The 18745-nt window shown below is 71.5% G+C and carries 20 protein-coding genes; 13 read left to right on the plus strand and 7 right to left on the minus strand.

Annotation, left to right across the window (positions count from 1 at the left end; translation table 11 throughout):
• Positions 1-196 precede the first annotated feature (196 nt).
• The 4 genes from MRBLMI1_RS05655 (at position 197) to MRBLMI1_RS05670 (ending at position 7646) form a co-directional block, all read left to right on the plus strand.
• On the plus strand, positions 197-1672 hold the full coding sequence (locus tag MRBLMI1_RS05655; RefSeq protein ID WP_367727440.1) for a DUF3375 domain-containing protein: 1476 nt from the start codon (positions 197-199) through the stop codon (positions 1670-1672).
• Positions 1665-2462, plus strand: coding sequence for a DUF4194 domain-containing protein (locus MRBLMI1_RS05660; protein ID WP_414685797.1), 798 nt, complete (start codon positions 1665-1667; stop codon positions 2460-2462). Before MRBLMI1_RS05655 ends, MRBLMI1_RS05660 begins: the two co-directional genes overlap by 8 nt.
• Positions 2459-5806: an ATP-binding protein gene (locus tag MRBLMI1_RS05665; RefSeq protein ID WP_367727442.1), complete on the plus strand. Its 3348-nt coding sequence runs from the start codon at positions 2459-2461 to the stop codon at positions 5804-5806. Before MRBLMI1_RS05660 ends, MRBLMI1_RS05665 begins: the two co-directional genes overlap by 4 nt.
• A gap of 100 nt (positions 5807-5906) precedes the next feature.
• Positions 5907-7646 (plus strand): Na+/H+ antiporter, encoded by a 1740-nt coding sequence (locus MRBLMI1_RS05670; protein ID WP_367727446.1) that lies wholly within the window; start codon positions 5907-5909, stop codon positions 7644-7646.
• A gap of 10 nt (positions 7647-7656) precedes the next feature.
• Here MRBLMI1_RS05670 and MRBLMI1_RS05675 read toward each other — a convergent pair whose 3' ends face one another.
• The 3 genes from MRBLMI1_RS05675 to MRBLMI1_RS05685 form a co-directional block, all read right to left on the minus strand.
• Complete coding sequence (locus tag MRBLMI1_RS05675; RefSeq protein ID WP_367727449.1) at positions 7657-8052, minus strand: ribonuclease inhibitor; 396 nt, start codon at positions 8050-8052, stop codon at positions 7657-7659.
• A gap of 66 nt (positions 8053-8118) precedes the next feature.
• Positions 8119-8781 carry a response regulator gene (locus tag MRBLMI1_RS05680; protein ID WP_367727451.1) on the minus strand — a complete coding sequence of 221 codons (663 nt, stop codon included), beginning with the start codon at positions 8779-8781 and terminating at the stop codon, positions 8119-8121.
• Entirely contained in the window at positions 8778-9980 is a 1203-nt protein-coding gene (locus MRBLMI1_RS05685; protein WP_367727454.1) for a histidine kinase, read from the minus strand. The genes MRBLMI1_RS05680 and MRBLMI1_RS05685 overlap by 4 nt, the downstream gene beginning before the upstream one ends.
• Positions 9981-10112: 132 nt before the next feature.
• Here MRBLMI1_RS05685 and MRBLMI1_RS05690 point away from each other — a divergent pair, with 132 nt between their 5' ends.
• The 3 genes from MRBLMI1_RS05690 (at position 10113) to MRBLMI1_RS05700 (ending at position 13589) form a co-directional block, all read left to right on the plus strand.
• Positions 10113-10820, plus strand: coding sequence for an ABC transporter ATP-binding protein (locus MRBLMI1_RS05690; protein ID WP_367727456.1), 708 nt, complete (start codon positions 10113-10115; stop codon positions 10818-10820).
• Positions 10817-12109, plus strand: a complete 1293-nt coding sequence (locus tag MRBLMI1_RS05695; protein WP_367727457.1) for an ABC transporter permease — start codon at positions 10817-10819, stop codon at positions 12107-12109. The genes MRBLMI1_RS05690 and MRBLMI1_RS05695 overlap by 4 nt, the downstream gene beginning before the upstream one ends.
• Positions 12110-12233: 124 nt before the next feature.
• On the plus strand, positions 12234-13589 hold the full coding sequence (locus MRBLMI1_RS05700) for an MFS transporter (protein ID WP_367727468.1): 1356 nt from the start codon (positions 12234-12236) through the stop codon (positions 13587-13589).
• Between the two features lie 79 nt (positions 13590-13668).
• On the opposite strand, the gene MRBLMI1_RS16050 is transcribed toward MRBLMI1_RS05700, so the two are convergent.
• Positions 13669-13788 (minus strand): hypothetical protein, encoded by a 120-nt coding sequence (locus MRBLMI1_RS16050; RefSeq protein ID WP_414685807.1) that lies wholly within the window; start codon positions 13786-13788, stop codon positions 13669-13671.
• Between the two features lie 44 nt (positions 13789-13832).
• Positions 13833-14213: a DUF732 domain-containing protein gene (locus tag MRBLMI1_RS05705; protein WP_367727470.1), complete on the minus strand. Its 381-nt coding sequence runs from the start codon at positions 14211-14213 to the stop codon at positions 13833-13835.
• A gap of 366 nt (positions 14214-14579) precedes the next feature.
• On the opposite strand from MRBLMI1_RS05705, the gene MRBLMI1_RS05710 reads away from it, so the two are divergent.
• Positions 14580-15677, plus strand: a complete 1098-nt coding sequence (locus MRBLMI1_RS05710; RefSeq protein ID WP_367727475.1) for an NAD(P)-dependent alcohol dehydrogenase — start codon at positions 14580-14582, stop codon at positions 15675-15677.
• 72 nt (positions 15678-15749) lie between these two features.
• Here the strand turns inward: MRBLMI1_RS05710 and MRBLMI1_RS05715 are convergent, their stop codons facing one another.
• Complete coding sequence (locus MRBLMI1_RS05715) at positions 15750-16070, minus strand: hypothetical protein (RefSeq protein WP_367727479.1); 321 nt, start codon at positions 16068-16070, stop codon at positions 15750-15752.
• A 218-nt stretch (positions 16071-16288) separates the two neighbouring features.
• Here MRBLMI1_RS05715 and MRBLMI1_RS05720 point away from each other — a divergent pair, with 218 nt between their 5' ends.
• On the plus strand, positions 16289-16645 hold the full coding sequence (locus tag MRBLMI1_RS05720; protein ID WP_367727480.1) for a hypothetical protein: 357 nt from the start codon (positions 16289-16291) through the stop codon (positions 16643-16645).
• Positions 16646-16688: 43 nt separating this feature from the next.
• On the opposite strand, the gene MRBLMI1_RS05725 is transcribed toward MRBLMI1_RS05720, so the two are convergent.
• Positions 16689-17189, minus strand: coding sequence for a MarR family winged helix-turn-helix transcriptional regulator (locus MRBLMI1_RS05725; protein ID WP_367727482.1), 501 nt, complete (start codon positions 17187-17189; stop codon positions 16689-16691).
• A gap of 212 nt (positions 17190-17401) precedes the next feature.
• Here MRBLMI1_RS05725 and MRBLMI1_RS05730 point away from each other — a divergent pair, with 212 nt between their 5' ends.
• The 4 genes from MRBLMI1_RS05730 to MRBLMI1_RS05745 are packed head-to-tail and all read left to right on the plus strand — an operon-like array spanning position 17402 to position 18718.
• A complete protein-coding gene (locus MRBLMI1_RS05730) occupies positions 17402-17563 on the plus strand; it encodes a hypothetical protein (protein WP_367727483.1) in 162 nt (53 codons plus the stop codon).
• A gap of 28 nt (positions 17564-17591) precedes the next feature.
• Positions 17592-17933, plus strand: coding sequence for a hypothetical protein (locus tag MRBLMI1_RS05735; RefSeq protein ID WP_367727485.1), 342 nt, complete (start codon positions 17592-17594; stop codon positions 17931-17933).
• An 11-nt stretch (positions 17934-17944) separates the two neighbouring features.
• Positions 17945-18205 (plus strand): hypothetical protein, encoded by a 261-nt coding sequence (locus MRBLMI1_RS05740; protein WP_367727486.1) that lies wholly within the window; start codon positions 17945-17947, stop codon positions 18203-18205.
• Between the two features lie 54 nt (positions 18206-18259).
• The gene (locus MRBLMI1_RS05745; RefSeq protein WP_367727487.1) at positions 18260-18718 is read left to right on the plus strand and encodes a MarR family winged helix-turn-helix transcriptional regulator; all 459 of its coding nucleotides are present in this window, start codon (positions 18260-18262) and stop codon (positions 18716-18718) included.
• The last annotated feature ends 27 nt before the right edge of the window (positions 18719-18745 follow it).

Below are 18745 nucleotides of genomic sequence, written 5' to 3' on the forward strand. Positions count from 1 at the left end.
CCGCGCCGATCGCCGCCGTCCACCGCCTTCTGACACGTTCCCCTACGCGATTCATGGCACCCGAATCCCCTTTTTGTTGCCGTGATCATAATGGGCGCCCGCGTCCGGGAGAACGGCGGCAGGTTTCGAGATCGCAACATCTGGCCGGGAGGGGCCGGCGACGGGGCGGAAGAAGGGGGCGGGTAGGATCGAGACAGTGAGCAGCACCCGGACCGAAGCCGCATATCTGCGCTCGGTGACGGCCTTCAAGAACCCGACGCTCGACCTTCTGCACGGCCGGTTCGCCCCCTTCGTCGTCGCCGTCCTCTCGGTCGTGTTCACCGCCGACCGCCCCGCCGTCGCCGTCGCGGACGCGCACGCCGAGGTCGCCGAGGCGATCGAGGAGCTCCGCGCCGCGGGTCACGACACCGAGGACGACCGCCGCATCCCCGCCGGCACCGCGCGGGAGATCTGCCGCGGATGGGTCCGCGTGGGCTGGCTGAGCCTGCAGATCGAGGACGACGTCGAGGTGTACCGTCTCTCGGCGCACGCCGTCGGCGCGCTGGAGATCGCCGGCCGGGCGGGCGGCGGCCGCGCGCGGGTCTCCCGCTCCCGCATGCGCACCCTCCTCGACGCCGTCGAGCGTCTCGCCCGCGACGCCGAGTCCGACCCGGAGCGCCGCATCGAGCTGCTCACGGCGGAGCGGGACGCCCTGGATGCCGAGATCGCGGCGCTCCGCGCGGGGACCGTCGACCACCTCGACGACGAGCACCTCCTGGAGGAGGCCGAGAACGTCATCCATCTCGCCCGCGAGCTCCCCGCGGACTTCTCCCGCGTCGCCGAGTCGATCGCCGCGATGCAGCGCGACGTCGTGTCGGAGCTGCGCCGCGACGCGCGTCCCACGGGCGACGTGCTGCGCGAGTACCTCGAACGCGGCCGCCAGGTGATGCAGGCGACGCCCGAGGGGCGGGCGTTCCAGGGGGCGCTGCGCCTGATCGGCGACCCCGAGCACATCGACGACCTCACGGAGCAGGTGCACGGCGTGCTCGTCCAGCCCTTCTCGCGACTGCTGACCGCGGAACAGCGGGCGGAACTGGATGCCATCGCGCGGCGCGTCGAAGCGGGTGTGCACGAGGTGCTCACGGCGCAGCGGCGCGCCTCGCACGTCATCACGGCGCAGGTCCGCACGCACGACCCGATCCGCGACCGGCAGGTCGACGACCTTCTGCGCGGCGTCATGTCGGGCCTGCACCGCTGGAGCCAGACCCGCGCGCCCGGTCGCGTCGACCCGGTCCGGACGCTGCCCCTCGCCGACGTCGGGCACCTCCGTCGGTCGCTCGGCAGCGTCGTCCCGCCGGGTGCCCCCGCCCCTCTCGCCGACGACGCGGCCGACGTCGAGTTCGTCGACGCCGACACGCGCGCCTGGGGCGGTCCGCACTACGCCGAGCTGGAGCGGTACGTCGCGACGCTCGACGACGGGTTCGACCTCGCGACCGCCTTCGACGGCGTCGAGGCGGACTCGCGCCGGCCCGTCGACCTCGTCGGCCTGCTGGAGATCGTCCACCGCCGCGGCCTCGACGAGACGGACGAGGTGTCCGTCGTCTCCGCCCGCCGCCCCGACGGCTCCATCCGTCGCTTCGCCTTCGGGGCGGTCACCGCCGCCCGCACGACCAGAACGGACGCCGATGACTGACGTCGACACCCCCGTCCGCGCCGCCGACCCGTCCGCGGCGGACGCCGAGCCGGAGACCCCCTTCATCGCGCCCGTCGCGATGGAGAACGACCCCGACACCCTCTTCCCCGGCGACCGCGGGATCCTGGATGCCGACATCCGACGCGTCCTCGTCCGGGTGCTGCAGCGCCGGTTCCTGCTGGCCGAGAGCAGCCCCGCCGAGTGGAAGCTGCTGATCGCGCACCAGCAGATGATCGAGTCGCGCCTGAACGACCTGTTCGTCCGGCTCGTCGTCGACCACCAGCGCGGCGTGGCGTACAAGGAGCAGGTGCGCTCGGACGAGATGGACGTGCCCATCCTGCTCAAGGACGAGGCCTACTCCCGCGCCGAGACCCTCGTGCTCGTGTACCTGCGCGCGGTGTTCCAGCGCGAGACCACCGCCGGCGCCGCCTCCGCCCGGGTGGACGTGGAAGAGGTCGAGCAGACCGTCCTCACCTACTTCGCCGAGTCCGACGGCACGCGCGCGAGCCAGCAGCGCGCCGTCCGCACCGCCATCGCCCGCCTCGACCGCGAGGGCATCATCGAGGAGGAGTCCGAGGGCCGCTACCGCATCGGCCCCCTCGTCGAGGTGATCCTCAGCGCCGACACCCTCCGCGAGCTGCAGCGCTGGCTCGACGAGCGCACGTCGGAGGGGGTCCCGGATGCCGCCGCCTCGCGGCCCGGCGACACCCCCACGGCGGCCGGTCCGGGCGTGACGCCGGAGGGCGCGGCATCCCTCCCCCTCGACGTGGTCCAGGAGGACGCACCGTGACGATGCTCGACACCCTCTTCGGCCTGATCCCGGCCGCCTCGCGCGGTCAGCAGTGGGTCGCCGACGAGCTGCAGCTGATCAACTGGGGTGGCTACGACGGCCCGCACCGCGTGCGCTTCGCGCCCACCGCCACCCTGCTGTGCGGCGGGTCCGGGTCGGGCAAATCGACGCTCATGGACGCCTACGTCGCGCTCATGATGCCGCACACCACCCCCTTCAACGGCGCCTCCAACGGCGCGGTGGTCGGGCGCCCGCGCGGGCAGGAGCAGCGAAACATCCTCTCCTACGGCCGCGGCAAGCTCGACGAGTCCCGCACCGACGAGGGCACGCGCGTCCGCGTGCTGCGCGGCGACGGCACCGACACGTGGACGGCGATCGCGATGACGTGGCTCGACCACGACGGGTCGCGATTCACGGCGGTGCGCGCCTGGTACATCCCCGCCGGGGCACGCGTGCTCGACGACGCCGTCAAGGTGCGCGGCACGATCCACGGCGCGTTCGACCTGCGCGATCTCGAGCGCGCCGCCATGCAGCAGCTCAGCGACGCAGCGGTCCGGGCCGTGGGCCTCGACACCCTCGCCACCGATCGCGAGTTCTCGGCGCGGCTGCACACCGTGCTCGGCATCGGCGCGGCCGGCGCGGGCACGAAGGCGATGAGCCTGCTGGCCCGCATCCAGGCCGGGCAGCAGATCACCACCGTCGACGACCTGTACAAGCGGATGGTGCTCGAGGAGCCCGAGACGCTCGCCACCGCCGAGGCCGTCGTCGCGCACTTCGACGAGCTGGAGGGCACGCGCACCCGCATGCTCGAGGCCCGGCAGCAGGTGCGGGCGCTGCAGCCGATCCGCGACATCCGCGCCCGCATCGACGACGCCGCGGAGCGCGCGCGCCTGATCGAGGCGCTCGGCCGCTTCGGCGCGCCCGACTCGCGCGCGTCGCTGTGGCGCGCGCAGCGGCGCATCGACCTGCTCGGCGCGGTCGAGGCGGAACTGCGCGAGCGCACCCACGCCGCCGACCAGCTCGTCCGCGAGCGGCAGGCCCTCGCCGACGCCGCCGAGACCGAGCGCGAGAGCCTCGGCGACGTCCTCCGCGCCGCCGGCGGCGACCGCCTCGAAGCCGCGCAGCGCGAGCTCCGCACGCTCGAGCGGCGCCTGGCGGACATGCAGCGCGACCGCGAGCGGTTCGAGTCCGCCCTGACGGCCCTGGGCGCGGAGGCATCCACTCCCGCCCGCTTCGCGGCGCTGCGCGACGACGCGCGCACGGCCCTCGCGGACGCCGACCACAAGCGGCGGGTGCGCGAGGACTTCGTCGCCGCGAGCAGCCGTCACACCGAGCTGCGTCAGCGCCTGTCCGGGCTCGAGGCCGAGCATCGTCGCACGCAGACCCGCGACGACAACATCCCGCCGCGCCTGCACGAGGCGCGGGAGGCGCTCGCCCAGGCCGCCGGCCTGACCGCGGCCGAGCTCCCCTTCGTGGCGGAGCTCGTCGACGTCCGCACCGAGTTCGAGCCGTGGCGCGGGGCCTTCACCCTCGCCCTCGGCGGCTTCGCCACGACGCTGCTCGTCGACGCGGTGCACTTGCCCGCCTTCCGCGCGGCGATCGACGGGGTCCGCCTCGGCGAGCGCCTCCGGTTCGAGGGCGTGTCGACGGACCTGCCCGAGCGCGGCGCGCTCGACCCTCGCACCCTGCCGGGCCGTCTCGACTTCCGCCGCTCCCCCTTCGCGGGGTGGTTGCAGGACCGGCTCGAGCAGCAGTTCGCGTTCGTGTGCGTGGATGCCGCGGGCGAGCTGTCGCAGCATCGGCTCGCCCTCACCATCTCGGGGCAGACCAGCAGCGGTGCGCGCGGCGCCCACGGCGGCTCGGTGCGGCAGAACATCCTCGGCTTCTCCAGCCGCGCACGTCTCGGCGAGCTGGGCGAGGAGATCGCCGCCGTCCGCCGCGACCTCGAGACCGCCCGCGCCGCCGCCGACGCGGCCGCGGCGGCGCTGGACTCGCTCGACGAGCGGCGCAGCGCGCACGAGCGGATCGCCGACCTGTCCTGGGAGCAGGTGGACGTGGCATCCGTCCAGTCCGAGATCAACCGCTGGAACGAGACGATCGTCGAGGTCACGGCCGGGAACCCCCGCATCGCGGAGCTGCAGGAGCAGATCTCCGGCGCGCGGTCGCGGGCCGCGCGGCTGCGGGAGGAGATCGGCGGCGCGAAGGCCGAGCATCAGCGACTCGCCGCCCGGTGGGCCGACATCACCGACGAGGTCGACGACGCGCGGATCCGCCTGGAGGACGCCGAGGACGCGGATGTGGCCCTCACCGACGACGAGGCCGCCTACCTCGACGCCCTCTTCGTCACGCCGTCCGACGCCGACGTGTCGCCCTCTCAGCAGCTGGCCCGCTTCGACTCCGCCCTGGAGTCCGCCGGCAAGCGCCTCGCCGAGGAGCAGCGGGCCGCGCACGAGACCTGGGCGGACCAGCGCGAGAGCCTGCGCCGCACGCTGACCGCGTTCACGGACCGGTGGCCGAGCCCCAACCTGCTCGACGACCCGGACGAGTCGCTCGGCGACTTCGAGCGCATCCTCGCCGACCTGGAGGCCAGCGGCCTGCACGAGCTGGAGGCCGAGTGGCGCGACAGCCTGCTGCGCCTGTCCGGCAACGACCTGACCAACCTCGACTCGACGCTCACCCGGTCGCTGCGGGAGATCCGCGAGCGCATCGCGCCGATCAACCTGATCATGCAGGATCTGCCGTTCTACGACGACGAGCACCGGCTGCAGATCGTGCCGCGCGAGAATCAGTCCGAGGTGCGCCGCCGGTTCCGCCGCGAGCTGCGCGACGTCCGCGGGCTCATCGACACGGCCGGCAGCGACGACGAGCGGGAGGCGGTCTATCACCGCATGGCGCGGATCATCAATCGCATCCGCCCCACGGCACCGGACTACGCCGACCTCATCGACGTCCGCAACCACGTCCGGGTCAGCGCCGAGCGCTTCCGCGCGGACACCGGCGAGCACGTCGCGCTGTACGACCACATCGGCGAGAAGTCCGGCGGCGAGTCGCAGGAGCTCATCGCGTTCATCGTCGGCGCGGCCCTGCGGTACCAGCTCGGCGACGCGGGGGCCGAGCGTCCCCGCTACGCGCCGGTCTTCCTCGACGAGGCGCTCATCAAGGCGGACGCCCACTTCACCAAGCGAGCGATCGGCGCGTGGCGGGGCCTCGGCTTCCAGCTCGTGATCGGCGCCCCGAACGACAAGTACAGCGCCATCGAGCCGCACGTCGACGTCGAGTACGACATCCTCAAGGACACCCGCGGGCGCTCCTGGGCGAAGGCGAAGGTGGGTCTGCCGGCCTAGCGGATCCCGGATGCCGCTCCCCCGGCGTCGCGATCGGGTCTGGGGAATGTCCGCGGGCCTGTCTACGCTGTGCCCTGGGGGCGCGAGGAAGGCGGTACGCATGCAGGGTCTCGAAGTCACGGTCCTCCTCGGTGTCGCGATGCTCGTCGGCACCGTGCTCGCGCCGCGCCTGCGGGTCGCGACCCCGCTCGTGCTGCTGGTCATCGGCCTCGCCCTCGGGTTCGTGCCCGCGCTGCGCGCGATCGAGCTCCCGCCCGAGACGGTGCTGCTGCTGTTCCTCCCCGTCATGCTGTTCCGTGAGGCGTGGACCACCTCGCTCCGCTCGGTCCGCCGCTCGCTGCGGTACATCGTGCCGATGAGCACGCTGCTGGTCGTGGCATCCGCCTTCGCCGTCGCCGCCGTCGCGACCTGGATGGGCGTGCCGTGGGAGGCCGCGCTCGTCCTGGGCGCCGCGGTCGCCCCGCCCGACGCGACGGCCGTCGCCGCGCTCGGCCGTCTGCTCCCCCAGCGCACGTTCCAGAAGCTCAAGGCGGAGAGCCTCACGAACGACGGCACGGCCCTCGTGCTGTACGCGATCGCGGTGACGCTCCTGCTCGGCGACCACATCACACCGCTCGAGATCACCGGCATGGTGCTCGTGTCCTACCTCGGCGGGGCGGCGGCCGGCATCCTCGTGGCCGTGCTCGCCTACTTCGCGCTGCGCCGCATGGAGTCGACGCTGACGATCAACCTCACGCTGCTGATCGTCCCCTTCCTGTCGTTCCTGCTGGCCGAGCTCGTCGAGGCGTCGGGCGTGCTCGCCGTCGTCTTCGCCGGCCTCATCGTGGCCTGGGTCTCGCCGCGCATCACCACGGCGGTGTCGCGTCGCGCCGCCGACGCGACATGGCCGTTCGGGGTGTTCCTGCTGAACGGCGCCCTCTTCGTGCTCATCGGGCTCGAGGTGCAGCTCGTCGCGCACGAGATCTCCGGGTCCGAGATCGGCATCCTGCTGCTCGTGACGGTGGCGGCCTGGGTGGCGCTGTTCGTGGTGCGCTACCTGTTCCAGTGGCTGTTCTCGCCGTTCTCGCGGCCGCCGGCCGGGACGGACCGGTCGCTGCGCCATCGTTCCCGGGTGGTGAGCACGGTCGCGGGCTTCCGCGGCGCCGTCTCGCTGGCCATCGCGCTGTCCGTGCCCACGACGATGGCCGACGGCTCCCCCGTGCCGGGGCGCGACGCGATCGTGTTCGTCACGGCCGGCGTGATCGTGCTCACCCTCCTCGTGCAGGGGCCGCTGCTCCCCGTGGTGATCCGGTGGGCCAAGCTGCCGTCGGACGACGCCGCCATCGAGGAGTACGAGCTCGCCCAGCGCGCCATCTCGGGCGCGGCCCTCGCGGCGCTGGACGACCTCGCCGTCGAGCACGGCATCAGCGACCGGGTGCGCGACCGCGCCCGCCGCGAGGGCTACGAGCAGCTCGAGCTGGCGAACGCCCGCGCTGTGGCGCGCGTCCGGGCCGCGGAGGAGCGCGAGATGGCCGAGCTGGACCAGATGATGGATGCCGCCGACTCCCCCTCCGCGATGGGCCCCGTCCCGCCGGGCACCGGTTCGGAGGACGGCCGGCGCACCGCGGGACCGTTGGAGATGATCGCGGTCAGCGACGACATCGACCTCACCCAGCGGTCGCCGCTCACCCGGCACCAGGAGGCGCAGCGGCTGCGCCTGGCGATCCTCGACCGCAAGCGCGAGGTGCTGCTGCGGCTGCGCCGCGAGGGCACCATCGACGACCTCGTCGCGCGCAAGATCCTCGCGGGTCTCGACCTCGAGGAGATCCGCGCCCGCGGCATCGAGAAGCCGACCGACTAGGACCGAGGGCTCACTCCAGGACGAGGTCGATGTTCGGGTGCCCCGCGAACACCTGGCGCACGAGGTCGAAGTACGTCTCGCCGGTCCCCGCCTCCAGGGCGTCGAGCGCCCGCCGGGCCGGACCGGCGGCGTAGATTTCGGGGCGCGCGAGCTTCGCCGCGTACCATGCACGGGTCGCCGCGGTCCCGAGCGCCTCCGCCGAGACCGCATGGTCGGCCCAGACCACCCGCACCGGTGCCGCGCCGTCGAGCACCCCGAATCCGCCGTAGAGCAGGTCGTCGAGGGCGTCGAGGGACTCCCCCAGCGTCCAGTCCTCGTCCGGCATGAAGACGCGGTTCAGCTCGCCGTAGAGCGACGGGATGCCGCTGATCCGGGCACCCTCGATCCGCAGGGTCGCGACGGTCATCGTCTCGCCGTCCGCGCCCGCGGGACGCCGCCGGGAGCTCCGCGCAGGTCCCGACGGAGGCGCCCCTCAGCGGCCGGCATGCAGCAGCCCGCTCTCATACGCGGCGATCACCAGCTGCGCGCGGTCGTGCGCGCCGAGCTTGACCATCGTGTTCTTCACGTGCGACTTCGCCGTGTGCGGGGAGATGAACAGCTGAGCGGCGATCTCGTCGTTCGACCATCCCCGGGCGACGAGCAGCAGCACCTCGCGCTCGCGGTCGGTGAGCGCGTCGAGCGCGGCCGTCGTCGTCCGACCGGTCGGCGCGGACCGGACGTACGTCTCGATGAGCGCCCGCGTCGCGGTCGGCGAGAGCAGCGCTCCCCCGTCCTGCACGGCGAGCACGGCGCGGACGATCTCGTCGGGCTCCGCGCCCTTACCGATGAACCCGCTCGCCCCGGCCCGCAGCGCCGCGACGACGTACTCGTCCTCCTCGAAGGTGGTGAGGATGAGCACCCGCGTCTCCGCGAGGTCAGGATCGGCGCAGATCGCCGCCGTCGCGTCGATGCCGTCCATCCGCGGCATCCGGATGTCGCACACGACGACGTCGGGCCGCAGCCGCCGGGCCAGCTCGACCGCGGCCTCCCCGTCGGCCGCGTCGCCGACGACGGAGACGCCGTCGGCGGCGTCCAGCAGGTCGCGGACGGCGGAGCGGATGAGCGGCTGGTCGTCGACGACGATCACGGTGGTCACGAGGAGGTCTCCGATGCGGCGGGGGCGGGAAGGGGAAGTCGGGCGGCGAGGCGGAAACCGCCGGGAGCGAGACCGGCCTCGAGCTCGCCGCGCACGGCCTCGACGCGCTCGCGGAGGCCGATCAGTCCGAAGCCGGAGGTCGGCGGCGGGTCGGACACGGGCAGACGGTCGAGCGGGTTCGTCACGACGATCTCCAGCGCCTCGCCGTCGCGGCGGAGCAGCAGGTGGGCACGGCGGGTGGTGCCGTGCTTCATCGCGTTCGTCAGCCCTTCCTGCACGACCCGGTACGCCACGATGCCCGTCCCCATCGGGATGCCGGCCGCATCGGCATCCGCACCGACCTCGTCGCGCACGGCCACCTCCCACCCCGCCACCCGCACGGATTCGACCACCTCGGCCACGCGGGCCAGTCCGGGCTGCTCCTGCGGCGCGGCATCCTCCGGCGCGCGGAGGACGCTCAGCATCGCCCCGATCTCGCCCAGCACGTCGCGCGAGGTGGTGCGGATCGTGGCGAGGGCCTCCCGCGCCCGTTCCGGACGGGTCTCGAGCGACGACGACGCGACGCCGGCGTTGAGGCTGATGACCGAGATGCGGTGCGCCACCGCGTCATGCAGGTCGCGCGCGATGCGCAGCCGCTCCTCGGTCACCCGGCGACGGGCCTCGGCCTCGCGCGTCTGCTCGGCGCGCCGCGCGCGCTCCTCCACCGCCTCCACGTACGCCCGCCGCGAGCGCGCCGCGTCGCCGAGGGCGCCGGCCAGCGCGAGGGCCAGCCCGACCTGGATGACACGCGTGTCGGTGCCGGTGACCAGCGAGAGGACGATGCTCACCCCGGCGGTGACGACGACGGCCAGAAGCACCGCCGGGGCCGAGATCCGCCGGGGCGCCCACTGGGCGACGGCGTACGCGGCGACGATCATGGCGACCGTCGCGCCGGGCGACAGGGTGCCCAGCGCGAGCGCGCCGAGGAAGAGGGCGACGCAGGCGGCGAGCGCGAGACGCGGGCGGACGCGGCGGAACGGGAGCACCACGGCCGGCAGCAGCACCAGCGCGAGCACGGCGGGCGTCTCCGGGCGCAGCTCGGCGGCCGGGATCGGCGCGAAGGCGGGGGCGGCCACGAGCAGGGCGAGCCCGAGGTCGACCAGCCGGCGTCGCGCGGGCCGCGCGGCGCGCGGGGACGTCGTCGGGTCGGGGGCGCTCACCGGTCCAGTCTGTCCCTTCGCGCCCGTCCGGACGATCGCCCCGTCGGGGGCATTCGCAGATCACCCCGTGGGGGGAGGCGGTCCGCCCGCCGAGGGGACGCGTGCACGAGGCGCCGGCGGGAGGGTGGGGTCATGGCATCCGATCATCCTCCCCCGCTTCTCTCGGTCACCGATCTGCACAAGTCCTACGGTCGCGGTTCCGCGCGCTTCGATGCGCTCCGCGGCGTGAGCCTCGACATCCACCGGGGCGAGAGCATCGCCGTCGTCGGCAAGAGCGGCTCGGGCAAGTCCACGCTCATGCACCTGCTGGCCCTGATGGACGCCCCCACCCACGGCACCGTGCGGATCGACGGGGTGGATGCCGCGACCCTGCGCGGGCGTCGCCTGAACGCCACCCGCAACAAGATGTTCGGGTTCGTGTTCCAGCAGTTCTTCCTCACCCCGACCGCGTCGGTGTTCGACAACGTCGTCCTGCCGCTGAAGATCGCCGGCATCGGCCGCGGCGAGCGCTCCCGCCGGGGTCTGGCGGCCCTGGCCGAGCTGGACATGGCCGACAAGGCCCGTAACAAGGCGACGGCGCTCTCGGGCGGTCAGAAGCAGCGGGCCGTGATCGCTCGCGCCCTGGTCAACGACCCGCAGGTGATCTTCGCCGACGAGCCGACCGGCAACCTGGACTCCGCCACCGGCGCGGTGGTCGAGGACATCCTGTTCCGCCTGAACCGCGAGCATGGGATCACGCTCATCGTCGTCACGCACGACGAAGACCTCGCGGCCCGGTGCGACCGGCGCGTGCAGATCCGCGACGGCCTCGTCGTCTCCGAAGAGCGGAGCGCGGCATGAAGACCCTCGATCTGATCGGCACCGCCGTCGCCAACACGTTCCGTTCGAAGACGCGCACGATCCTGACGGTCCTGGCGATCTTCGTCGGCGCGTTCACCCTGACGCTGACGAACGGCCTCGGCACCGGCATCAACGCCTTCATCGACGACACCGTCGGCGCGATCGGCGCCTCGGACACCCTCACCGTGACGAGGACGGACGCGGACGCGGCGGCATCCACCGATCCCCAGGAATACGATCCGGATGCCATCGCCTCGGCGCCGCAGGCCGGCCCTCCGGGGACGACGAGCGCGGTGACCGCGCTGACCGACGACGACATCACGGCGCTGGCGGAGCTGCCCGGCATCGCGCGGGTGGTGCCTGTGCGGGCCGTGTCGATCGACTACGTGCAGGCGGACGGAGGCGACCCCTACGTCGCCCGGGCGGGAAGCCTGGTCGCGGGGCAGACGCCGCAGCTGGCGGCGGGCGCGGCGCCCGACGTGGATGCCGCGGCGCTGCAGGTCGCGCTCCCCGACGCGCTGGTCGTGCCGATGGGGTTCGCCGACGCGGACGCGGCCGTCGGGGCGACGGTGACCATCGCCGTCACCGATCCGCTGCGCACCCAGCACACCGTCGAGGCGCAGGTGACGGGTGTGACGGAGGACGCCTTCGGCAGCGCCACCGCGCTCACCCTGAACACCGCGCTCGAGGACGCCCTGTCCGCCGCGCAGAACACGGGCGTCCCCCTCGACCAGCAGGACCGGTACGCCTCGGCGAGCGCAACGATGGCCGCGGGCGCCGACGCCGACACGGTCAAGACCACCCTCGCCGACGCCGGCTACACCGGCAGCACGGTGAGCGATCAGCTCGGCACGTTCACGGCGGTCATCGACGGGATCGTCCTCGTCCTGAACGCGTTCGCGGTCATCGCGCTGCTGGCAGCGAGCTTCGGGATCGTGAACACCCTGCTCATGTCCGTACAGGAGCGCACCCGCGAGATCGGGCTGATGAAGGCGATGGGCATGGGCAGCGGCCGCGTGTTCACGCTGTTCAGCCTGGAGGCCGTCTTCATCGGCCTGCTGGGCAGCGCGATCGGCGCCGTCGTCGCGATCGTGGTCGGGACCGCGGTCAGCGCGCAGCTGGCATCCACGCTCCTCAGCGACCTGCCGGGCCTGCAGCTGATCGCCTTCGACCCAGTGTCGATCGCGCTCACGATGCTGGCGGTCATGGCGATCGCGTTCCTCGCCGGGACGCTGCCGGCCGCGCGGGCCGCGCGGGCCGATCCGGTCGAGTCGCTCCGCTACGAGTGAGCCGGGGGCGCTGTGCGCGGGCACCATCCGGGCGCCGCGATGGTGGGCCAGGAGCACATCCGATATCGGGACGGCCCTTCCTAGCCTGGGGAGGAACGCCACCGACACGAAGGAGTGCCTGGCCATGGACATCGCCGACGACATCGACCGTCGAGACCTGAACCCCCGCGCGCAGCGCCGCCGAGCCGTCATCGGAAGCTCGGTCGGCACGGTGATCGAGTGGTACGACTTCACGTTGTACGGCTTGGCATCCGCCCTCGTCTTCGCTCCCCTCTTCTTCCCGGGAGGCGGGCAGTTCGCTGGTCTCCTCGGCGCCTTCGCCACGTTCGCCGTCGGCTTCGGGGCGCGCCCGATCGGCGGACTCGTCTTCGCGCACTTCGGCGACCGCATCGGCCGCAAGGGGACGCTGCTGGCGACCCTGCTGATGATGGGCATCGCCACCACGCTCATCGGTCTGCTGCCCACCGCGGAGAGCATCGGCGCGTGGGCGCCGATCCTGCTCATCGTGCTGCGGCTGTTCCAGGGGGCGGGCGCGGGCGCGGAGTTCGCGGGGGCCATGACGATGGCCAGCGAGTCGTCCGAGACCCGGAACCGCGCGTTCGTCGCCGGCTTCCCCGGAGCGTCCGTCTACCTCGGCATGGCGCTCGCGACCGCGACGTTCGCGCTCATCAGCCTGCTGCCGCTCGAGCAGTTCCAGGCGTGGGGGTGGCGCATCCCCTTCGTCGCCAGCATCGTGATCGTCGCGTTCGCGCTGTACTTCCGTCTGCGCGTCACCGAGACGGCGGCCTTCACGGCAGCCGAACGTCAGGGCGAGGTGTCGCGGGCGCCGCTGGCCACGGCGGTGCGCTCGCACTGGCGGACGCTGCTGGCCGGCATGGCGTTCTTCGTCTTCGCGCTGCCCTGGGTCTACATCGTGCAGACGTTCTCGATCTCGTACACGACGGGGACGCTCACGGTGAACCCCACGCATGCGCTCATCGGCCTCATCGTCGCGGAGCTGATCACCATCCCGGCGACCCTGGGCTTCGGGCTCCTCGCCGACCGCATCGGCCGCAAGCCCGTCCTGCTGGGAGCGGCGGTGTTCGCGATCGTGTTCGCCTTCCCGATGTTCCTGCTGTTCCAGACCGAGAGCTCGTTCCTCGTCGCCGTCGGTCTCGTCCTGGGCCTCGCGATCGTCCAGGGCGCGACGATCGGCGTGAGCGCGGCCATGCTCGCCGAGCTGTTCCCCACCCGCATGCGATGGAGCGGCATCGCGATCTCGCGTGAGATCCCCGCGGCCCTCGTCGGCGGCACGGCACCCCTCGTGGCGACGGCGCTCGTCGGCCTGACCGGCGGCACGCCCTGGCTCGTCGCGGGCTACCTCGTCGGCCTGAGCATCATCGGCGTCGTCGGCATCAGCGCGCTGCCCGAGACCCTGCGACGCGACGAGCCGCTGTCCACCGGGGGCGCTGTCGCGGACGGAGCCGCCGTGCGGCGGTGACGACCCGGCCGGCTGCGGCCCGGGGTCCGCGCGCGGTGACGGACGGAGCAGGTCGTAAAACGCCGGGCGCCGACCGCACTCACCCGCGGGCGAACACCGCGGGCGTCACGCCCAGCACCCGACGGAAGTGCCGGGTGAGATGCGCCTGATCGTGGAAGCCCGCGAGGACCGCGGCGTCGGCGGGGCGGCATCCATCGATTCCACGCGTGACGCGGTGTGCGGCGTCCGGCGCTCATGCCGCTGTCAGGGGGTGGGCGCGTACTCGGGACAGAGGTGGATGCCGCTGATCACGACGACCGCGCTCGCCTCCTGCTGGGTCACGGAGCCGCCGCTCATCGAGTCGTAGACCTGCTTCGGCGTGAAGCCGCTGTCGAACGCCTCGCAGACCGCGTGTCCGAGGTCCAGCCACACGCTCGCCGGCGACCGATCGATCGACGGGAGCTCCGCGCGCAGCGCCGCCATGTACGCCGACTCCTGCGCGAGGACGTCCTCGACGGGAGCCTGCGCGGTGGGGACCGCGTCCGGGGTCGAGGTCCGCGGCGCCGGTGTGACGGGCAGCGCCCCGCACCCGCTCAGCATCGCGGCGGACGCGAGGGCGACCACGACGGCGCCGGCTCTCCTCATGCCGCGAGCGTAGGCGAGGGATGCCGCCCGCGCGAGACCCCTTGTGGCGACGACGCCCGCGCGGTCGATCGTGTCGCCGTCCTGGTGCCTCCGGGGCAGGATTCACGTGCGCCGCCGGATGCTGTCAGACGTCTGTGAAGGACCGACCGTGAAGCGCCGCGCGCCGAATATCACGTGGGTGACCCCCTTGTTCCGCGCCCCTTGCACTCAGGGGGGTCATCCCCCTCCGACGCCCCGCACAGGCTCCGTCGCGGGCACCGCATGATACCCATTCGGGCGCAGAACACCAGCGGTCCGTTGCTCGCAGGCGGCGACCATACCGTTTCGATTCGTCCGAAGACGGGCGACGGAAAGGACACCACCCCCATGGGCAAGAACATCGGCTACGCGACCCCGGACAAGACCACCCCGCTGGCTCCCTTCATCTTCGACCGGCGCGATGTCGGTCCCGAGGACGTGCGGATCGACATCGCCTACTGCGGTGTCTGCCACTCGGACGTCCACCAGGCCCGCGACGAGTTCGGCGGCGCCCTCGCCACGCTGTGGCCGTGCCTCCCCGGCCACGAGATCGCCGGCACGGTCGCCGAAGTCGGTGCTGACGTCACGACCTACGCCGTGGGCGACCGGGTGGGCGTGGGCTGCCTGGTGTACTGGGGCGACGAGTCGCAGCGGGGCGTCCCCGAGGAGCAGTACCAGAACCCGCCGGCCATCTTCACCTACAACGGCCAGGACCCCGATACCGGTGCGGTGACCCTCGGCGGGTACTCGGACGAGATCGTCGTCAATCAGCACTTCGTGCTGCGCATCCCGGATGCCATCCCGCTCGAGGAAGCCGCTCCCCTCCTCTGCGCCGGTGTGACGACCTGGTCGCCCCTCGCCCATTGGAACGTGGGGCCGGGGAGCACCGTCGCCATCGCCGGCCTCGGTGGGCTCGGCCACCTCGGTCTTCAGCTGGCGAAAGCACGCGGCGCCGACAAGGTGATCGCCCTGACGACCACCCCCGACAAGGCGGACGACCTGCGCGAGCTCGGAGCCGATGAGGTCGTCGACATGAACGACGACGAGGCGGTCGAACGACTCGCCGCGAGCGTCGACTTCATCCTGTCCACGATCCCGACGCCGTTCGACATGAAGCCCTACCTCTCGCTCATCCGCCACGACGGCGCCCTCGTGACCGTGGGGATGCTGGAGCCCATCCACGAGGAGGGCATCGACTTCGGGGCGGTCTCGATGAGCCGCATCACCATCGCCGGCTCGCTCATCGGGAGCATCGCCGAGACGCAGGAAGTGCTCGACTTCGCTGCGGAGCACGGTATCCGCCCGGAGGTCCAGGTCATCCCCGTTCAGGACGTCAACAGAGCGTTCGACGAGATGGTCGCGAACAACATTCGCTTCCGCTACGTCATCGACAGCAAGACCCTCGACGCGGACCGCGAGAAGGCGGACGAGCTCCCCACGTCCTGACGTGCACGGTGCGTTCGCCGTGCCGAGGGTCGCGATCGTGCGCCGCATGACCGCAGAAGGCGGCCCCGTGCGTCAGGGCTCGGGGATCGGGCGCAGGCCGATGGCGCCGGTGGCGTCATCAGCCATGGCTTTCAGCCAGTTCTGATTGAGAGGTCCGTGGGGTTCGGAGTCGAAGGCGAAGTACAGCGAGCTCGCCTTGGAGATCCAGATCGTTCCCCAGCGTCCGCTCTTTCCCTCGAGGGCGTCGTCACCGTGCACCGCCGGCTCGTCATTCCACGTGAAGCTGAAAGACTCGTCGCGGCGGAGTTTGGTGACGATCACCGCTCGGAGGTGGCGGAGGGTGCGGTCGTCGATGTTGATGGCGGGCGCGACCCCGTAGATCAGATGGCCCATGAGCGATGCTTTCTCTGGTGGTCCACGGCTGATGAGTGGACCGGCGGCGAGTGTCCGGGAGGAGCCGACGGCTCAGCGTACTCCTGAAAGCCCGCGCCGTGAGGATGGCCGGCGAACGAGACGGGGACGGGTGCACCGCGGCTCCGCCGTGCGAGTGGGGTGTCGGCTGCCGAGATGCAACCCCCGTCCGCTCGAAGGACGAGCAGGGTGAGACTTGCATGATGCGTCGGGTCAGGTATGCGGGAGGCGAGTTCCTCACCACGGATGAGATCGCGTCTGTGCTGCTGCGATTGGCCTGGGGTGTCAGCGTCAACGGCGGAGCGGAGATCGTCGAGGTACCAATCGCTGCGCCCGGTCCTCCCGCGTCACGGGAGGTGGCGCAGCTGATCATCAACGCGTCCTCCGAGTTCCTCTCGTTACCCGCGCCGTGGGACGAAGAAGAGCCCGACTTCTCCGGCGAGGCGATGATGCTGCAGATGCTGCCCGCCTATCCGCGCACGGTCGCCGTGGCCGTGCCCGCCAAGCCGACACCACCGCCCCAGGATGGCTGGGACCCCGAGTTCGGGGACTGGTGAGCCGCTCCATCGAGCGCAGGACCCGCCCGCACCCCCCTGCGGACTAGACGGTTCGCAGCTCCGAACCGGTTCTGTCGGCGGCGAGGGTTCGCCGGTTCGCGAGAGTTGTCTCGAGGAACGCAGCGAGCTGCGTTGCGACATCCTGGTCGAGACCTGACGCCGCGGTCTGGCAGTCATCGTCGAACTCCGTCAGCAACGACCACGGTTCCGCCGTGACGTCGATGACGAGATGGATGTGGTTGACGCGACGGTCGTTCTGATCGAACTCTCGGCGGAAGATGCCCCGTTGCACCAATCGCTCCACGAGGGTCGTGACTCCCGCGGCGGTGACACGCAGATGATCCTTGAGCTGCGAGGGGCGAGCGCCGGGATTGTCCGCCACGAACAGGATGGCCTTGGCATCCATCTCGTTGATGCCCAGCTGCTTTCGCGCAGCTGCGAGCGAGATGGTGCGGCACTGCAGATAGGTGGCCAACGCGGCGATCAGACGAGATGAACCGTCACTCTCCACGTCCAGCGTCCCTTCCTCGGCTGTCTCGTACACCCATCTTACCTTCGCGTTCTTAGCTTCTCGCACGAAGAACGTCCCCCGTTGATCTTCAACAGGGTTGATGCTCAACCCGATTGGTTCTCAAGTCCGTTGAAGCTCAACGTTGTTGGTCATTCAGAGTGATGGTGTTCAAGCGCGCTAACTATCTGCTAGGTTGAGTATCACCGGGGTTGAGTACCCCGAGCCACGAGACGAGAGGCCACGACATGAGCACCGCATTCCCCGTTCTGGGTCGCCCCGCCCGCCGCCGCTCCACCTACATCCCCGGGCCGGCACGGATGTCCGCTGTCAGCGTGACCGCCATCGCCGTCACCGCCCTGGTCGGCGCGACCACCGTCGCCGCCGCCGCCCTGCCCTTCTTCGTCTGATCCCGCACACCCTTACCGAGGAGTCATCATGGGAAAGCTTTTCTACGGTTCCGACCCCCAGCCGGTCGAGATGGATGACCGCCTGCTGCAGTACGTACAGACGCTGGTAGCCACGAAGCTTCGACGGTCCGAGTCGTTCACTCTGACGTGGACCGACCGCGACAGCACCGCCGGTCGCACAACGCTGTGGATCCAGCCCGCGATCCCCATGCGCTTCAGTTACACCACCGACACCCCCGCCCGACTCTCCGGGGCGTACCTGCGCCAGCTCGCCGACCAAGCCGCGCTGTCCGCCGGTCTCGTCATCGACGCCGCCACCTGGGAGCAGCAGGAGAGCGCGCGACAGCAGCCGCAGCTCGTCGCCGCATGAGCGTCACTCCGATGAGCTCCACCGTTGAAATGATCCCCTTCACGCCGGCGCTGGCCGCCGAGGACGTGAATTGGGCGCGCGTCGAGGAAGGCTTCTACGTGGGCAACCACGCGGGAGTCTTCATCGGATACATCGAGAAACAGTCGGGCGTAACGCACTTCGCCGCTCATGACGGCGAAGCCAACCTCCTCGGACGGTTCGCAACGTTGATCGAGGCGATGACTGCCTTGACCACGAGCGCGTCCCTGCGTCACGGCAGCGGCGCCGCCTGACCCAGCCGCCGGTCGGCGCCGTGCCGTCCTGCCTGAGAGATATCGAGACTGAAGATGATCGAGACGATGACGAGCGAGTCCCCCGTGGCGGGGGCGTTGCAGCGGTACATGCGCGAGAGGACGAGCTGCCTGGCTGACGCTCGTCGACTTCTCGGACTCAACGAGCTGGATGTGACCGCGGTGCTGCACGTCTCGAAGCACCCCGGCATCCGGCCGTCGGAGTTGCGGAACCACCTCGGAATCACCTCAGCGGGGGTCACCACCATCGTGGAGAGGCTCGTCCGACGAGACATCCTCCGGCGCGAATCCGATAACGAAGATCGTCGAGCCAGTCACATCTACGCGCAGGTCGAGCTCAGTGTCGAGCCGTGGAACTGCCTCACCCGCTTCGACGACACCTTCAACACCGCCATCTCACAGCTCCATCCGGAGGTGCAGCGCGATGTCGCTGAGTTCCTCGATGCCGCCACCACCACCGCAGCCGTCAAGAACTCCGCAGGCTCGGTGCCTTGACCAACGCCCGGAAGGCGCGAAGACCTC

Source organism: Microbacterium sp. LMI1-1-1.1, assembly GCF_040815675.1.
GTDB lineage: Bacteria > Actinomycetota > Actinomycetes > Actinomycetales > Microbacteriaceae > Microbacterium.

Bases quoted from the DNA above. Each gene is read 5' to 3' on its own strand.
- MRBLMI1_RS05690 (WP_367727456.1), top strand. From the start codon at position 10,113: ATGGCATCCGATCATCCTCCCCCGCTTCTCTCGGTCACCGATCTGCAC.
- MRBLMI1_RS05735 (WP_367727485.1), top strand. From the start codon at position 17,592: ATGGGAAAGCTTTTCTACGGTTCCGACCCCCAGCCGGTCGAGATGGAT.
- MRBLMI1_RS05740 (WP_367727486.1), top strand. From the start codon at position 17,945: ATGAGCTCCACCGTTGAAATGATCCCCTTCACGCCGGCGCTGGCCGCC.
- MRBLMI1_RS05720 (WP_367727480.1), top strand. From the start codon at position 16,289: ATGATGCGTCGGGTCAGGTATGCGGGAGGCGAGTTCCTCACCACGGAT.
- MRBLMI1_RS05745 (WP_367727487.1), top strand. From the start codon at position 18,260: ATGATCGAGACGATGACGAGCGAGTCCCCCGTGGCGGGGGCGTTGCAG.
- MRBLMI1_RS05670 (WP_367727446.1), top strand. From the start codon at position 5,907: ATGCAGGGTCTCGAAGTCACGGTCCTCCTCGGTGTCGCGATGCTCGTC.
- MRBLMI1_RS05695 (WP_367727457.1), top strand. From the start codon at position 10,817: ATGAAGACCCTCGATCTGATCGGCACCGCCGTCGCCAACACGTTCCGT.
- MRBLMI1_RS05675 (WP_367727449.1), bottom strand. From the start codon at position 8,052: ATGACCGTCGCGACCCTGCGGATCGAGGGTGCCCGGATCAGCGGCATC.
- MRBLMI1_RS05700 (WP_367727468.1), top strand. From the start codon at position 12,234: ATGGACATCGCCGACGACATCGACCGTCGAGACCTGAACCCCCGCGCG.
- MRBLMI1_RS05705 (WP_367727470.1), bottom strand. From the start codon at position 14,213: ATGAGGAGAGCCGGCGCCGTCGTGGTCGCCCTCGCGTCCGCCGCGATG.
- MRBLMI1_RS05715 (WP_367727479.1), bottom strand. From the start codon at position 16,070: ATGGGCCATCTGATCTACGGGGTCGCGCCCGCCATCAACATCGACGAC.
- MRBLMI1_RS05730 (WP_367727483.1), top strand. From the start codon at position 17,402: ATGAGCACCGCATTCCCCGTTCTGGGTCGCCCCGCCCGCCGCCGCTCC.
- MRBLMI1_RS05710 (WP_367727475.1), top strand. From the start codon at position 14,580: ATGGGCAAGAACATCGGCTACGCGACCCCGGACAAGACCACCCCGCTG.
- MRBLMI1_RS05660 (WP_414685797.1), top strand. From the start codon at position 1,665: ATGACTGACGTCGACACCCCCGTCCGCGCCGCCGACCCGTCCGCGGCG.